The 14,508-nt window shown below is 72.5% G+C and carries 15 protein-coding genes; 7 read left to right on the top strand and 8 right to left on the bottom strand.

The window, feature by feature from the left end; translation table 11 throughout:
• Nucleotides 1-76 precede the first annotated feature (76 nt).
• The 6 genes from miaA to J2S55_RS02875 all read left to right on the top strand — a co-directional run bounded on the left by miaA (nt 77) and on the right by J2S55_RS02875 (nt 6,470).
• The gene (gene miaA / locus J2S55_RS02850) at nt 77-982 is read left to right on the top strand and encodes a tRNA (adenosine(37)-N6)-dimethylallyltransferase MiaA (RefSeq protein ID WP_306857055.1); all 906 of its coding nucleotides are present in this window, start codon (nt 77-79) and stop codon (nt 980-982) included.
• A gap of 94 nt (nt 983-1,076) precedes the next feature.
• Complete coding sequence (gene dapF / locus J2S55_RS02855) at nt 1,077-1,883, top strand: diaminopimelate epimerase (protein ID WP_306857056.1); 807 nt, start codon at nt 1,077-1,079, stop codon at nt 1,881-1,883.
• Nucleotides 1,884-1,944: 61 nt separating this feature from the next.
• Nucleotides 1,945-4,221: a tetratricopeptide repeat protein gene (locus J2S55_RS02860; RefSeq protein WP_306857057.1), complete on the top strand. Its 2,277-nt coding sequence runs from the start codon at nt 1,945-1,947 to the stop codon at nt 4,219-4,221.
• Nucleotides 4,222-4,466: 245 nt separating this feature from the next.
• A complete protein-coding gene (locus J2S55_RS02865) occupies nt 4,467-5,225 on the top strand; it encodes an SDR family NAD(P)-dependent oxidoreductase (RefSeq protein ID WP_306857058.1) in 759 nt (252 codons plus the stop codon).
• A gap of 123 nt (nt 5,226-5,348) precedes the next feature.
• On the top strand, nt 5,349-5,711 hold the full coding sequence (locus J2S55_RS02870; RefSeq protein WP_306857060.1) for a phosphomannose isomerase type II C-terminal cupin domain: 363 nt from the start codon (nt 5,349-5,351) through the stop codon (nt 5,709-5,711).
• Between the two features lie 90 nt (nt 5,712-5,801).
• Entirely contained in the window at nt 5,802-6,470 is a 669-nt protein-coding gene (locus J2S55_RS02875) for an HNH endonuclease family protein (protein ID WP_306857062.1), read from the top strand.
• Here J2S55_RS02875 and J2S55_RS02880 read toward each other — a convergent pair whose 3' ends face one another.
• The 4 genes from J2S55_RS02880 to J2S55_RS02895 all read right to left on the bottom strand — a co-directional run bounded on the left by J2S55_RS02880 (nt 6,471) and on the right by J2S55_RS02895 (nt 9,646).
• The gene (locus J2S55_RS02880) at nt 6,471-6,809 is read right to left on the bottom strand and encodes a PepSY domain-containing protein (protein WP_306857064.1); all 339 of its coding nucleotides are present in this window, start codon (nt 6,807-6,809) and stop codon (nt 6,471-6,473) included. It lies immediately after the preceding gene.
• A 143-nt stretch (nt 6,810-6,952) separates the two neighbouring features.
• A complete protein-coding gene (locus J2S55_RS02885; RefSeq protein WP_306857066.1) occupies nt 6,953-7,894 on the bottom strand; it encodes a pirin family protein in 942 nt (313 codons plus the stop codon).
• 67 nt (nt 7,895-7,961) lie between these two features.
• Nucleotides 7,962-9,059, bottom strand: coding sequence for a CU044_5270 family protein (locus tag J2S55_RS02890; RefSeq protein ID WP_306857068.1), 1,098 nt, complete (start codon nt 9,057-9,059; stop codon nt 7,962-7,964).
• Nucleotides 9,056-9,646: an RNA polymerase sigma factor gene (locus J2S55_RS02895; RefSeq protein ID WP_306857069.1), complete on the bottom strand. Its 591-nt coding sequence runs from the start codon at nt 9,644-9,646 to the stop codon at nt 9,056-9,058. Before J2S55_RS02895 ends, J2S55_RS02890 begins: the two co-directional genes overlap by 4 nt.
• A gap of 168 nt (nt 9,647-9,814) precedes the next feature.
• On the opposite strand from J2S55_RS02895, the gene J2S55_RS02900 reads away from it, so the two are divergent.
• Nucleotides 9,815-10,747, top strand: a complete 933-nt coding sequence (locus tag J2S55_RS02900) for an SPFH domain-containing protein (RefSeq protein WP_306857070.1) — start codon at nt 9,815-9,817, stop codon at nt 10,745-10,747.
• Between the two features lie 111 nt (nt 10,748-10,858).
• Here J2S55_RS02900 and J2S55_RS02905 read toward each other — a convergent pair whose 3' ends face one another.
• From J2S55_RS02905 to J2S55_RS02920, 4 genes are read right to left on the bottom strand one after another with little or no spacing between them, the layout of a single operon-like run.
• On the bottom strand, nt 10,859-11,500 hold the full coding sequence (locus tag J2S55_RS02905) for a response regulator (protein ID WP_306857071.1): 642 nt from the start codon (nt 11,498-11,500) through the stop codon (nt 10,859-10,861).
• On the bottom strand, nt 11,493-12,737 hold the full coding sequence (locus tag J2S55_RS02910; RefSeq protein WP_306857073.1) for a sensor histidine kinase: 1,245 nt from the start codon (nt 12,735-12,737) through the stop codon (nt 11,493-11,495). The genes J2S55_RS02905 and J2S55_RS02910 overlap by 8 nt, the downstream gene beginning before the upstream one ends.
• A gap of 7 nt (nt 12,738-12,744) precedes the next feature.
• Nucleotides 12,745-13,452: an ABC transporter permease gene (locus J2S55_RS02915; protein WP_306857074.1), complete on the bottom strand. Its 708-nt coding sequence runs from the start codon at nt 13,450-13,452 to the stop codon at nt 12,745-12,747.
• A 7-nt stretch (nt 13,453-13,459) separates the two neighbouring features.
• Nucleotides 13,460-14,368, bottom strand: coding sequence for an ABC transporter ATP-binding protein (locus J2S55_RS02920; protein ID WP_306857075.1), 909 nt, complete (start codon nt 14,366-14,368; stop codon nt 13,460-13,462).
• Nucleotides 14,369-14,508 lie beyond the last annotated feature (140 nt).

Raw genomic sequence — 14,508 nt, forward strand, 5'->3', positions numbered from 1 at the left:
CCGTGTCAAAAGACGTCCCGCGGTCCCGCCGAGCACCGTCTCTCATGCACCCCTGATGAGTTGACACACTTGTCCCGTGCGTCAACTACCAGTCATCGCCGTCATCGGGCCCACGGCGGCCGGGAAGTCCGATCTCGCCGTGGACCTCGCCCTCGAACTGGGGGGCGAGGTCATCAACGCCGACTCCATGCAGCTCTACCGGGGAATGGACATCGGAACGGCGAAGCTGTCCCTGGCCGAGCGCCGTGGGGTCCCGCACCATCTGCTCGACATCTGGGACGTGACCAGGACCGCGAGTGTGGCCGAATACCAGGCGCTGGTCCGGCCGATCATCGACGGCCTGCGGGACAGGGACGTCGTGCCGATCCTGGTGGGCGGTTCCGGACTCTACGTGCGGGCCGCCCTCGACGGCCTGGAGTTCCCCGGCACCGATCCGGAGATCCGCGCCCGGCTGGAGGCGGAGCTGGAGCGCACGGGCCCGGCGCCGCTGTACGAGCGCCTCCGCGAGTGCGACCCCAGGGCCGCCGAGGCGATCCTGCCCGGCAACGGCCGCAGGATCGTCCGCGCGCTGGAGGTCGTCGAGTTCTCCGGACGGCCGTTCTCGGCCACGATGCCGTCCTACGACGCCGTCTACGACAGCGTGCAGCTGGGCGTGGAGGTGCCCAGAGAGGTGCTGGACGCGCGGGTCGCCTCGCGGGTGGAGCGCATGTGGGAGGCCGGGCTGGTGGCGGAGGTCCGGGAGCTCGCCGCGCGGGGGCTCGCCGGGGGCCGTACGGCCAGCCGCGCGCTCGGCTACGCCCAGGTGCTGCGCTTCCTCGACGGGGAGTGGACCGAGCGGCAGGCGATGGAGGAGACGGTACGGGCGACGCGCAGGTTCGTCCGCCGTCAGGAGTCGTGGTTCCGCCGCGACCCCCGGGTGGTCTGGCTCCCCCAGCAGGCTCCGGACCTCCTCGACCAGGCGCTCGCGCGGGTGCGCCGGTGACCTCGGCGGCGCGGGGGCCGGGGGGCCGCCGGGGCGCCGGGGCGGGCCCCCGCTCGCCGCGGGAGCTGTGACGGACAGGGCCTAGAGTCGGAATATGCGATTCGCAAAGGGACACGGAACCGAGAACGACTTCGTCATACTTCCCGACCCCGACGGTGAGCTGGAGCTGTCGGCCGCGCTCGTGGCCGCGGTGTGCGACCGGCGCGCCGGGATCGGCGCCGACGGCGTGCTGCACGTGATGCCGACGAAGCTCAGCCCCGAGGTGGCCGACCAGGCGGATGCGGCCGAGTGGTTCATGGACTATCGCAACGCCGACGGCGGCATCCCCGAGATGTGCGGCAACGGCGTGCGGGTCTTCGCCCGCTACCTGGTCGAGGCGGGGCTGGCGGGGCCGGGTGAGTTCGGGGTGGCGACCCGGGCGGGGGTCAAGCGCGTACGGCTGGCGGAGACCGGCGACGTGACCGTCGACATGGGGCTGCCCCGGCTGCTGGGCGGCAGCCGCACGTCCGTGGCGGGCCGGGAGTACGAGGGCCTCCACGTCGACATGGGCAACCCCCACCTGGCCTGCGTCATCGGCGACCCGGTGGCCCAGCTCGACCTGAGCCACCAGCCCGCGTTCGACCCGGAGATCTTCCCGGCCGGGGTGAACATCGAGCTGCTCAACCCGGTGGGGCCGCGCCGGGTCGTGGTGCGGGTCTTCGAGCGGGGCTCGGGCGAGACGCGCTCCTGCGGCACCGGCGCGGTCGCCTCGGCCGTGGCCGCCGCGCAGCTGTCCGGAGAGACCACCGGCACCTGGGCGGTCGAGGTCCTGGGCGGCACCGTGACGGTCACGCTCGACGAGCACACCAGCTATCTGTCCGGCCCCGCCACTCTGGTCGCTTCGGGCGAACTCACCCTGTGAGGGCACACCCGTGAGCCGAGTCGTTTGGGGCATGCTCGCCGACCTGGCAGACTGACGTCCCATGGACGTGGACATCTGGGCCTGGGTCGGCGACACCCAGCGGCAACTGCACGAAGCCGGGCACACCGGTCTGGCCATGGCGATCGGCGATGTGCCCGCGCAGGCGCTGGAGGGCCGATACTCGCAGCTCGACGTGCTCGCGCCGGCCATCGCGCAGCAGGCGGAGAACCTGGAGCTGCCCTGGCTTGAGTTCTACGCCCGTTACTGGCACCTCATCGGCCGCGTCGGCGACCGGGCCCAGGGCGCGGTCGCGATGGCCGACGCGGAGACGCTCGTCGAGTTCGCCGGGCGCGAAGACGTCCGTGAGTGCCCGGCCGCCCCCGGCGCCGTCATCGCGCTGGCCGTCGCGCAGGCCAACACCGACGGCCCCGGCTACGCGGCCGAGCGGCTGGCGGCCCTGGCCGCCGCCGAGGTCGGCCCTGAATCGCTGGCCTTCTCCGCCATCGCCGAGCAGTACGTCGCGGCCCTGATGGACGCCGGCCGGGGCGCGGAGGCGGTCATCCACGCCGAGTCCGCCGTGGCGAGGCTGGGCGACGCCGGCCGCGAGGCGAGCTGGGAGCTGGGCGCGGCCTCGGTCCGCGCGCTCCTGGCCGCCGGCCGCGCGCAGGACGCGCTCACCGCGCTCGACGCCGCGACGGGGTTCAAGCCCGACGACCCGGTGGCCAAGCCGCACCGTGAGGGCGTGCTGCGCGCGCTCGTGCTCGCCACCCTGGGCCAGGTGCAGGAGTCCGTCGACGCCCTGCCCGACCTCGACGTGGTCGGCGAGCACCCGCGCGACTGGGTCGAGTGGACGCACGCCATCCGCGAGCTCGCCGGGTCCGGCCGGATCACCAACAGCTGGCAGCTCGGCCGGGTGCTCAAGCAGTGGATCGACTACTTCGCCATGATGGGCGGCTACCGCGCGCGGGTCGACCTCGCGCTCGTCGCCGGTGACCTGGCCATCGCCCGGCAGGGTGTGTGGCAGGCCCGCCTGCTGGCCGAGGTCGCCGAGTCCGCCGCCGGTGAGCTCAAGGCCCCCGGTGACGTCGCCGAGCGGATCGCCGCGCTGCGCGCCGCCGCCGACGGGACCACCCCGAAGGAGGCCCCCGGTCCGCAGGCCGAGCTGGTCGGCTACTTCGACGCCGCCGACGGCTTCAACGCCGACCCCGAAGACTGGGTGGGCTGGCTGGCCCCGCTGTCCGGGCAGGACCTGGCGGCCACCCGCCGGCACACCACCACGATGGGCTTCCTCGGTTACCCCGCCAAGGGCGCCGACGTCTACTGGACCATGCTGGTCGAGTCCGGCGGCATCGAGACCGCCGACCCGCAGGACGTCTCCTACCTCACCGGTCTGCTGATCGAGGCCCGCCAGGACGAGCGCCTGGAGCAGATGGCCGAGCGGCTCCCCGACGCCCAGCGCCATCTGGCCCTGGGCCGCCTGCACCGCGCCCGGGAGCGCTGGGAGCAGGCCGCGGCCGAGGGGGAGGCGGCGGTCGCCGCCGGCGCGGGCGCCGAGGCGAGCCGGCTGTGGTCGATGGCGGTGCAGCAGACCGGCGACAACGCTAAGGGCGCCAAGATCCTGCGTGACCTCCTCGACGCCGGGGAGGTCGAGCAGGAGGACATCTGGCGGATGATCACCATGGCGACGGCCGCCGAGGACTGGGAGACCGTCCGCGCGGGCGCCGCCGCGGTCGGCATGCCGCTGCAGTCGACCGAGGGGCCGATCGAGGAGGAGATGGGCCTGGTGCGCATCATCCTGCCCGCCCCCGACGGCAGCCAGCGCGCGGTCATCAGCGTGCGCACCGGTCCGGCGACCGCCCGCCTGGCCATCCCGCAGCCCCCCGGCATGGACTACAACGCCGGCGACCTGGTGGTCTTCGACCCGCAGCTGCTGGAGCCGATCCCGGAGAAGCCCGAGGACCAGGAGGGTTTCATCCCGCCGTTCGCCGCGGTCAGCATGCTCCGTCCGGGCGGTTACACGAGCTGGTTCTTCGACGGCGCGGCCCCCAGCGAGGCCGACTGGACCGAGTTCAACGACGTCATGGCCGAGCGCGGCTGGCCGATGTGGGTTTACAGCGACGAGAACTACACCGTGACCCACCCGACCTCGGGTGAGCGGCTGCCCGGCGTGTTCGGCTGGGTCGCGGTCCCGCCGGACGTCACGCCGGTCGAGGTGGACGCGCTGCTCGACGACGCCACCGAGCGCTGGGTGCACCCGCTGGCCTGGCTCGACCTGGCCAAGGCCGTCGACGTCGAGGTGGAGCGGCACGAGCGCATCACCAAGGAGTACGGCCTGTAGGCGGGCTCTCCGGCGGCTCTGAGCGCCGCCGGGGCCGCGCGCCGGTCCGACCGCCGCGCGGGGCCCCGGCTCCCGGGCGCCCGGCCGCCGGCTCCGGACTCACCGCACCGCCCGTGAGGCGACCCCCTCACGGACGGTGCGCTCCCCGCCTCTAGAATCTCATTCTGTGCGTTCCGCGCCCCGGGGCTCCCAGGTGAGCCCGGTGCGTGGGCGCGGCGAGTCCGGTGCGCAAGAGGAGGATCTGGATGCTGGACCGATTCCGGCTGGACGGCAAGGTCGCGATCGTCACCGGCGCCTCCTCGGGGCTCGGCGTCGCGTTCGCGCGGGGCCTGGCCGAGGCGGGCGCGGACATCGTGATCGGCGCCCGCCGCAAGGACCGCCTTGAGGAGACCCGGCGCCTGGTCGAGGAGACCGGCAGGCGGTGTGTGGCCGTGGTGACCGACGTGACCAGCCCCGAAGACTGCCAGGCGCTGGTCGAGGCGGCGGTCACCGAGCTGGGCGCGGTGGACATTCTGATCAACAACGCCGGTGTCGGTACGGCGGTGCCCGCGCTCAAGGAGACGCCCGAGCAGTTCCGGCAGGTCGTGGAGATCAACCTGCACGGCACCTACTGGATGGCGCAGGCCTGTGCCCGGGTCATGAAGCCGGGCTCCTCGATCGTCAACATCGGCAGCGTCCTGGGGGAGACCACGGCCGGACTGCCGCAGGCCGCCTACAGCGCCTCCAAGGCCGCGGTCGTCGGGCTCACCCGCGACCTGGCCCAGCAGTGGACCGGCCGGCGCGGCATCCGGGTCAACTGCGTCGAGCCCGGCTTCTTCGCCTCGGAGATGACCGAGCAGTACGCCGAGGGATACATGGCGTGGCAGCTCGAACACCGCGTCCTGATGAAGCGTCCCGGTGACCCGGCCGAGCTCGTCGCGGCGGCGGTCTTCCTCGCCTCCGACGCCGGCTCCTACGTGACCGGGGCGGTGATCCCGGTGGACGGCGGCATCCTCGTCACCTGAGCCTCCCGGGCACCGAAGGTAATCGTATTCTCCCGGTTAAGTGTCCGGTTCCGTGGAGCACGCGGATCCGTTACGCACGTGTGCAAGAGTTCCCGTCATATGACGGAAGCGGATGGAGGCATCTTGCTGGAGATCGACCGGCTCGGCGCGATCGTTCGCGACGAGCGCCCCTGGGGTGGCTTCGAGCGTTACACGCTCAACGAGACGTCCACCGTGAAGATCATTGACGTGGCGCCCGGGCAGCGGCTCAGCCTGCAGCGGCACGAGCACCGGGACGAGCTGTGGGTGGCCCTCGACCCCGGCGCGGTGTTCGAGATCGACGGTGAGCGGATCGAGCCCTCGGTCGGCGACCGCGTGCTCATCCGGGCGGGCCAGACCCACCGCCTCAGCTCCGCCGGCCAGGCCACCAGGATCCTGGAGATCGCCTTCGGCCACTTCGACGAGGACGACATCGAGCGTCTCGAAGACTCCTACGGGCGGATCTGAGGCGTCCCGGGCGGGGGCTCACGCGATCCGTTCGATATATGGGGTAATTTGCCACTTCATGGGTAGTCAATGCGCGTGAGAGGTGGCAGAGTGCGGTCGGCGCTGGGACGAGGTGCGGTCGCCGCGGCGACCGCGTTCACATTGGCGGGCTGCGGCCTCGTGGGGCAGGGGGCCGACGGCCGGCTCGCCGACCAGGGGACCTCCGCTGCCTCGGCGCTCAAGAGCCTGGAGAAGTTGCAGGTCAAGGGCCGTGCCCCGATGACCGGGTTCGACCGGGAGAAGTTCGGTCCCGCCTGGTCGGATGTCGACCACAACGGCTGTGACACCCGTAACGACATCCTCAAGCGCGACCTCAAGGATGAGACGTTCAGACCGGGCACCCATGACTGCATCGTGCTGAGCGGGGTCCTCGACGACCCCTACAGCGGCAAGACCATCAAGTTCGAGCGCGGCCAGAAGACCAGCATGGCGGTGCAGATCGACCACGTGGTCGCCCTCGCCGACGCGTGGCAGAAGGGCGCCCAGCAGTGGCCGGCGAGCAAGCGCAAGGAGCTCGCCAACGACCCGCTCAACCTGCTGGCCGCCGACGGCCCGCTGAACGGCCAGAAGGGCGCCGGTGACGCGGCGACCTGGCTGCCGCCGCGCCGCGCCTACCGGTGCACCTATGTCTCGCGCCAGATCGATGTGAAGGTCAAGTACGACCTGTGGGTGACGTCCGCGGAGAAGGACGCCATGAAGGCCGTGCTGAACTCCTGCTGATCACTCCCGGTGGTCGCGCTTGAGCCTGATGATCTCACCGGTCGTGGCCGACACGTGGACGTCGTACTCCCAGTCGTTCCTGCGCAGCTCGACCTTCCAGACGGCCTGGCCGTACTCCCACTCGCGCTCGACCTTGGTCACGCGCCCGCCGAGGACGCGCTTGCGGGCGATCTCGGCGGCCTTGTAGTAGGAGATGTCCGTCACGGCGGCCGGCGCGGTGGCGGCGGACACGGTGGCGGAGGAGGCGGCCCGGCCCGCGGCGAGGGCGGTGCCGCCCCCGCCGGCCAGGAGGGCCGCGGTTCCGATGGTCGCGATGGCGATCGCGGTGATCTGTTTCATGGATCTAGATCTGCCGCGATCAAGATAGGGCCGTGCTAAGCCTCCGCTAAAAAGAGCGTCACGTCTGCGCCGGCGCACCGCCCCGCGCCGGCCCCAGCCGCGGGCCGGTCGGCGGACGCGGCCCCTGGGTTTTGGCCGGGTCGTCAGCGGACGCGGCCCCTGGGCTTCAGCTGGGTCGTCGGCAGGGCGGGGGCCGGCAGCGGGGCGCCGTCGAATCCCCGGACGGTGCCGAAGACCCCGTCCTCCGCACCCTCCGCCCACTCCTGCCGGAAGGCGACGATCTCGTCGTGGCTGCGGCCGATGAAGTTCCACCACATCACGATCTCCTCGTCGAACGGCTCGCCGCCCAGCAGCAGGAGGCGGCCCTGCCCGCGCAGCCGCAGCTCCGGCCGGCCGGAGCCGAGGTACAGCAGCGCCCCGCGCTCCAGCCGTGAGCCGGCCGCCTCGACGTCGCCGGACAGCAGGAGAGCCGCGTGCTCGAAGCCGGGCTCCAAGGGCAGGTCGGCGCCGCCGGACAGCGTGATCTCCGCGCCGACCAGCGGCGTGTAGGCGCGGGCCGGGGAGACGGCGCCGCCCAGCGATCCCATGATCACGGTGATCCGCGCGTCACCCTCCTCCAGGACCGGCAGGTCGGCGTGGTGCTCGAAGTGCGGGGCCGTGTGCCGGTCGCCGTCGGGCAGGGCCACCCAGAGCTGCACGCCGTGCAGCAGCGCCTCGGCCGACTCCTCCGAGTGGGAGATGCCGCGCCCCGCCGTCATCAGGTTGAGCTGGCCCGGCCGCACCTCCTGCAGGCTGCCGAGGCTGTCGCGGTGCAGCACCTCACCCGAGAGCAGCCAGGTGACCGTCTGCAGCCCGGTGTGCGGGTGCGGCGGCACGCGCATGGCCGCGATCTCGGGACCGTAGTCGTCGAGAAAGCACCACGCGCCGACCATCCGCCGCCCCCGGCTGGGCAGCGTGCGGGTGACCGTCATCGCGCGTGGCCCGCCCAGCGCCACCGCGTGGCCGGTCAGCCGCTCGACGACCGGCCTGGCCGCGGCGGTCGCGGTGCACCGGGTCTCCCTCGGGACTGTTTCCAGGTTGCTCATCCCCTGACTGTACGGCTCGCGGGAGCGTCAGCCGGCCGCCGAGACCGCCCGCCCCGGCCCGGCCGGCTCACCCGGTCTTGCCCACCGGCTCCGGGCAGGTGGAGGCCGTGTCCGCCGCCAGCTCGGGCGCGTCGGGCGGGGAGTCGGCCACGGTGACCGAGAGCTGGGCGGTCGAGGCGACCAGGCTGCCCACCGGGGACTTGGCCGTCTTCTCGTCGACCACCACGCCCCGCTCGCCCAGGAGCTCGTAGGTGTCCGGGTCGAAGATCAGGTCCTCCCGCACGCCCGCGGAGACCCGGCCCACGCCGATGCCCCGGCGGCCCGCCGCGTCTTCGGCGTCCCGTACGACGTCGACCCCGGGGATCGTCCCCACGGCCTGGAACAGCGCCGCCCGCTGCGCCGGGGGAAGGTAGTTCTCCCGCAGCATGTCGCCGGCGGCGGTCCACGCGGCCCCGTCCTTGGAGTTGCCGCCGCGCTCGCCCGTGTAGAGGTGGGCGCGCATCCCCTCGGCGTCGGCGGGCAGCTTCTTCAGGCTGGCGTAGTCGGTGCGCAGGTGGTCGGGGGCCTTCCCGCAGATCGGCAGCCGGCTCCACTCGGTGCCGCTGTCGCGGTGGGCCTCCGGCGGGACGGGCCAGCCGGGATAGGCGCGCGGCTCCAGATGTTCGATCCTCAGCGCGCCGTCCTTCTCCCCGTTGGCGGACTGCCAGATGGCCCGCTTGGTCCGGTAGAGATACCGCCACTCGGTCTGCGTGTTGCCGTCGGCGTCGGTGCCCATGCCTCCGAACGCGCCGTACATCGTCTGCGACTCGACCTTGACGAACTGGTCGTCACGCGGTTCGAGGTCGCTGCGCGCGGCCGCCCGCGCGGCCCTGCCGAGCACCTCGGTCGCCGACATGGGGGCGATCTTGGGCATCGCCACCACCACCTCGGCGCCGCCTATCTGCGGCTCCGGCGCCCGCACCGTGACCGTCACGGCCACGGTGGCCGCCACCGCGAGCGCTCCGGCCAGTGCCACCGCGTAGGGCCTGCGCCACAGCGGCCCGCGGCCCGCGGTGGCCGTGGTGGCCGCGGCCAGCCTCCGCCGGGCCGCGTTCTTCGCCTCCTGGCCGTACGGCGGCGCGTCCGGGCGGATGCCGGCCATCATCTCGATCTCGTCGTTGTTCATGCGTGCGACTCCAGTGAGCGGCGGATCTTGGTCCGGGTGCGGGAGAGCCGGGACCGCACGGTCCCGATCGGGATGCCGAGCGCCTGGGCGGCCTCCTCGTAGGTCAGTTCGGCCCAGGCCACCAGCAGGAGCAGGTCCCGCTCGGCGGAGCTGAGCCCGGCCAGCGCGGCGGCCAGCGCGGGCCGGAGCCGGGCGGCGGTGACCCGCTCGGCGCTGCGCTCCTCGAACTCGGCCGCCGGTTCCGGGGCCTGTCGGGCCAGTGCCTTGAGCCTGCGGACCTCGGCCCTGCGGTGGCCGGAGATCAGGTTCGAGGCGATGCCGTACAGCCAGGGTCTGGCGTCGGTCCTGCGCAGGTCGTAGCGGGCCCGTTTGCGGAACGCGACCAGGAACGTCTCGGCCGTCACGTCGTCGGCCGTGGTGACGTCCTCCAGCCGCCGCGCCGCATACCGATGGATCTCGTCGGCGTGCCGGTCGAAGAGCCCGGCGAACCTGTCGGGATCCGCCAGAGACTCCTTGATCAGCGCCGCGTCATCGGAGGGCGGAGGCAGCGTGGGCACTCCGGCCTGTTGGGGGAGCGCCAGCGTCACCACCCGTTTCGTCCAGTCATCAGGAGAGTTCCTTCCGGGGCGCGTCCGCGCCCTCACCCCTACTCCGCCGCTCGGCGTCCCCCGGTTCCCGCCCGGCGGGGGCCTGCCGGACGCCGCCGGGCGGCACTAGGATCCGCCTTCGGTGAACCGGGAGCAAAGGGAGAGGCGATGAGCGCGCAGAAGGCGCAGAAGACCGGCGGCCGGCGGCTGCTGCTGAAGGGGTTCCTGCTGGCGGTCGCCGTGGTGGTGGTCTCCGGCTTCGTCCTCAGCGGGTGCTCCCGGGTGAGCACCCAGCCCGACGAGATGGTCCTGCACTACGCGGGCGGCACCTTCGAGGCCATCAAGTTCGAGAAATGCATCAACCCCTCCAGCGGCGCCACGCTGCTCGGCCCCGGCGACACGGGCTACTCCTACCCGTTCGGCCAGCGGACCTTCGACTTCACCGGGGCCGAGGACGCCGAGTCCAAGCCGCTGTCGGTGGTCTCCAAGGACAACGTCGAGATGACCGTGTCCGGGGTGGCGACGTTCACGCTGAACACCGAGTGCAAGACGCTGCAGCGCTTCCACGAGAAGATCGGGCTGAAGTACCGCGCCTACTACGAGGACGGCGAGTCGGAGGGGTGGCGGCGGATGCTCAACATCTACCTGCGGGTGCCGCTGGACCGGGCGCTGGACGCCGCGTCCCAGGAGTTCGAGTGGCGGGGGCTGTTCAACGACCCCAAGGTGAAGCAGGCATGGGAGGCGCGGGTCGGGGTGCTGGCCCGGGAGTTCATCAAGGAGACGGCCGGGGCCGACTACTTCTGCAACCAGAACTACTCCGGCGGCGGTGACTGCGGCGACATCTCCCTGACGATCCAGAAGCCCGAGCCGCCGGAGGCCCTGGTGAGCGCGCTCGCCTCCGAGCAGGCCGCCAAGGCGGAGAACATCGCCCAGGCCCAGCGCAACGCCAAGGTCCGCACCGAGCTCGAATCCATCAAGGACCTCGTCAAGGTCCTCGGCCCGCAGGGCGCCGTGCTCTGGCAGGCCATCCAGAAGGGGCAGGTGTCGGTGGTCCCGGTCCCGCAGGGCAGCAACCTCAACATCACCCCGCAGAACCGCTAGCGACCCCGCGCGGCCGGCGGGACGTACGGCCCGCGCCGCCGCTCGGCGGGCGGCCGGTCCGGGGCCGCGCGCTCCGGCCGCCCCCGTCGGCTGGGCCGGGTGTCAGCGCGTCTACCGGGGGCCGAGCGTCAGCACGCCGCGTTCGAACGCCACCGCCACGGCGGCCGCGCGGTCGTTCACGCCGAGCTTGGCGTAGATGTGCAGCAGGTGGGTCTTGACCGTCGCCTCGCTGATGAACAGGCGGCGGGCGGCCTCCCGGTTGGTGGCCCCCCGGGCGATCAGGCCGAGGACCTCCAGCTCGCGCGGGCTCAGCGGCTCCACGGGGGTCCGCATCCGGCCGAGGAGGCGGGTCGCCACCGACGGGGAGAGTACGGCCTCGCCGCGGGCCGCCGACTGGACCGCCCGGATCAGATCCTCCTGCGGCGCGTCTTTGAGCAGGTAGCCGGTGGCTCCCGCCTCGACGGCGGGCAGGACGTCGCTGTCGGTGTCGTAGGTGGTGAGCACGAGGACGCCCGCCGTGACGCCGCGCTCGGTCAGCCGTCTGATCGCCGTCACACCGTCCATCCGGGGCATCCGCAGATCCATCAGGATCACGTCGGGGCGCAGCTCCTCGGCGAGGGCGACCGCCTCGGCCCCATCGCCGGCCTCGCCGACCACCTCGAACCGCGGATCGCGGCTGAACATGCCGCGCAGGCCGTCGCGGACGACGGGATGGTCGTCGGCGACCAGCAGCCGGATGGGAGGGTCACCCATCGCGGGCCTCCAGCGAGATCGCCGGCAGGCTCGCGGAGACGGCGGTGCCCTGACCGGGCTCCGACTCGATCTCCAGCGTCCCGGCGAGCCTGCTCACCCGCTGCCGCATGGCGGCCAGGCCGAAGCCGCCGCCCGCGCCTGCGGGGCCGGGCCGGAACCCGACGCCGTCGTCACGGACGTCCAACGTGATCACCTCGCCCATGTAGGAGAGCGTAAGCCCGACCCGGGAGGCGTGCGCGTGGCCGGCAACGTTGGCCAGCGCCTCCTGCGCCGCGCGCAGCAGGGTCACCTCGACCTCGGGGTGCAGGGGCCGTGCCGTACCGGTCGTGGCGACCTCGACGGCCACCCCGCTGATGTGCGACCAGCGACGTGCCACGTCCGCCAGCGCGTCGGGGAGGCGGGCCGTCTCCAGGACCTGCGGGCCCACGGCGTGCACGGTACGGCGGGCCTCGGTGAGACTCTCCCGGGCCAGCCGGACGGCGTTGTCCAGATGACGCTCCTGTTCGGCGGGGCACTGCCCGGCCTGCCTGGCCGCCTGGACCTGGGTGATGATCCCGGCCAGCCCCTGGGCGATCGTGTCGTGGATCTCCCGTGCCACCCGCTGGCGCTCGTCCAGCACTCCGGCCTCCCGGGCCTGGACCAGCAACTGCGCGTGCAGCCCGGTGTTCTCCCGCATCGTCGCCTCCAGCCGGCTGTTGGCCTCGGCCAGCTCCGCGATCATCTCCTTGCGCTGCGCGCTCTGCTCGGCCGTCACCTCTCCCACCAAGCTGAACAGCGCGACCATCCCCACGATGGCCCCGACGAACAGCAGGTGGAACAGGGCCGCGGACAGGGTGGCGGGCGGCCCTCCGTAGACGGCGGTCACCGTGATCGCGGCGGTGCCGGTGACCCCCGCCAGCTTCCAGCTCCCCGGCAGGAACCGCCAGGAGTGCAGGTAGCCGGTGAAGCCGAAGAACGGGATGAACCAGAAGCTCCTGGAGACCAGCACCGCGATGAGGACCAGCAGCCCCGCGCAGTAGATCCCCATCAGGAACGGGCGCGCCTGCCCGCCGGGACGCAGGGTCACCATCCACAGGATCCAGGCGCCGGCCAGCAGGGCGATGGCCGGCGTGCCCAGCCGGTCGGCCCCGGAGCGGCCGTCGGTGAGCCACGCCAGCGCCGTGGAGATCGCCAGCAGCGCGTAGGGAGCGGCTTCGGTGAGCCGTGCCAGGCGCCGTTCCCAGAGGTCGAGCCGCATGTTCCGCCTACTCCCAGCGGAAGAGCCTGGCCGCGACCGCGCCGACGGCCAGGGCGTATCCCGCCATCACGCAGATGAGCAGGGGCTGCGCCGCGGCCCCGGCCCAGGCGTCGTGGACGGCCTGGCGGAAGGCTCCGAGCGGGGTGAACTCCCCGATGCGGGCCAGCACGGCGGGCATCATCTCCTTAGGCTGCATCAGCCCGCCCAGAAAGGCCAGCGGGAAGTACAGCAGCACGCCGACGCCGTTGGCGACGCGGCCGCTCGGCGCCAGTGCGGCGATCACCAGGCCGATGGAGAAGACCGACGCGACGCCCAGGACGAAGGTCAGCAGGAACTGCGCGGGCCGGGCGGGCGCGGTGGCGCCGAGGAAGGCCAGCGCCATCCCCATGAGCAGCGCGGCGGCGACGGCCGCGAACGCCGTCTGGAGGACCAGTTGCACGGTCAGCATCGTCACCGGCCGGACCGGGGTGGTCGACAGCCGCCGCAGGATCCCTCTCTCACGGTAGGTGGCCAGAGTCGTCGGCACCATGTACAGGCCCACCAGCCCGATGGCGATCGTCAACGTCATCGTGGGGAGCACGGTGTCGCCGGGCGAACTGGTGGAACTGAAGACCAGCAGGATGAAGAGCGGGACGATGAGAGTGAAGATCGAACCCGGGTCGCGGAGCAGCAGCTTGGTCTCCACCAGGGTGAGCTTGGGAAAGCCGGTCATCATGATCTCCTCAGGCTTCGAAGGGGCGGCCGGTCAGCGCGATGAACGCGTCGTCGAGCGTGCGCTGGTCCATGCGCAGGTCCGCCACCAGGACATGGTCACGGGCCAGCGCGGCGGTCACCGTGCCGGCGAAGTCACCGGTGCCGGAGACGACGACCTGCCCGCCGGACCGGGTCACCGACACGACCCCCGGCAGGTCCGCCAGCAGGCCGGTGTCGAACTCGGCCATCGGCCGGAACCGCATCTCGTGCTCGGTGTCGACCCGGGCGATCAGGCCGGCCGGGGTGTCGACGGCGACGATCCGCCCGCGGTCGAAGACCGCCACCCGGTCGCAGAGCTCCTCCACCTCGTCCATGAAGTGGCTGACCAGGACCACCGTCACCCCGGTGGCGCGGATCTCCTGGATCAGCTTCCAGGTGGTGCGCCGGGCCTGCGGGTCCAGGCCGGTGGTGAGCTCGTCGAGGAAGGCCACGCGGGGGTTGCCGACCAGGGCCAGCGCGATGAAGAGCCGCTGCTGCTGGCCGCCCGACAGTTTCCCGAACCTCGCGCCGCGCTTGTCGGCCAGCCCCCACCGCTCCAGCAGCGTCCGCCAGTCGAGCGGATCACGGTAGAAGGAGGCGTACAGCTCCAGCGCCTCCCACACCTTGATGTTCTCGGGCAGCTGGGTCTGCTGGAGCTGCACGCCGATCTGCCGGTGCAGCCGGTCGCCGTCCCCGACCGGGTCCAGCCCCAGCACCCGGATCGACCCCCCGTCCGGCCGCCTCAGCCCCTCCACGCACTCCACCGCGGTGGTCTTGCCCGCCCCGTTGGGCCCGAGGATGCCGAAGATCTCGCCCTCTTCCACCGAGAAGGACACCCCCGACAGGGCCGTGTGCTTCCCATAGCGTTTGACCAGGTCGTTCACCTCGATGATTGCCATGGGCCAATCGTGGTCCCCGAGGGTGCCCGCGCGGATCGCCCGGCCGGCCATGACCGGAGCCGTACGCGGTCGATGTCCCGCATCCACCGATCGGTGGATGCGGGACATCGGACCCGGCCGTCCCCTCCCGCCCGGGTCCC

The sequence above is a fragment of the Streptosporangium brasiliense genome (assembly GCF_030811595.1).
Classification (GTDB): Bacteria; Actinomycetota; Actinomycetes; order Streptosporangiales; family Streptosporangiaceae; genus Streptosporangium; species Streptosporangium brasiliense.

What these genes read in the sequence shown, in the direction of transcription:
- dapF (WP_306857056.1), top strand. Translation starts at nt 1,077, where the DNA reads ATGCGATTCGCAAAGGGACACGGAACCGAGAACGACTTCGTCATACTT.
- J2S55_RS02860 (WP_306857057.1), top strand. Translation starts at nt 1,945, where the DNA reads ATGGACGTGGACATCTGGGCCTGGGTCGGCGACACCCAGCGGCAACTG.
- J2S55_RS02865 (WP_306857058.1), top strand. Translation starts at nt 4,467, where the DNA reads ATGCTGGACCGATTCCGGCTGGACGGCAAGGTCGCGATCGTCACCGGC.
- J2S55_RS02880 (WP_306857064.1), bottom strand. Translation starts at nt 6,809, where the DNA reads ATGAAACAGATCACCGCGATCGCCATCGCGACCATCGGAACCGCGGCC.
- J2S55_RS02885 (WP_306857066.1), bottom strand. Translation starts at nt 7,894, where the DNA reads ATGAGCAACCTGGAAACAGTCCCGAGGGAGACCCGGTGCACCGCGACC.
- J2S55_RS02890 (WP_306857068.1), bottom strand. Translation starts at nt 9,059, where the DNA reads ATGAACAACGACGAGATCGAGATGATGGCCGGCATCCGCCCGGACGCG.
- J2S55_RS02900 (WP_306857070.1), top strand. Translation starts at nt 9,815, where the DNA reads ATGAGCGCGCAGAAGGCGCAGAAGACCGGCGGCCGGCGGCTGCTGCTG.
- J2S55_RS02905 (WP_306857071.1), bottom strand. Translation starts at nt 11,500, where the DNA reads ATGGGTGACCCTCCCATCCGGCTGCTGGTCGCCGACGACCATCCCGTC.
- J2S55_RS02910 (WP_306857073.1), bottom strand. Translation starts at nt 12,737, where the DNA reads ATGCGGCTCGACCTCTGGGAACGGCGCCTGGCACGGCTCACCGAAGCC.
- J2S55_RS02915 (WP_306857074.1), bottom strand. Translation starts at nt 13,452, where the DNA reads ATGATGACCGGCTTTCCCAAGCTCACCCTGGTGGAGACCAAGCTGCTG.
- J2S55_RS02920 (WP_306857075.1), bottom strand. Translation starts at nt 14,368, where the DNA reads ATGGCAATCATCGAGGTGAACGACCTGGTCAAACGCTATGGGAAGCAC.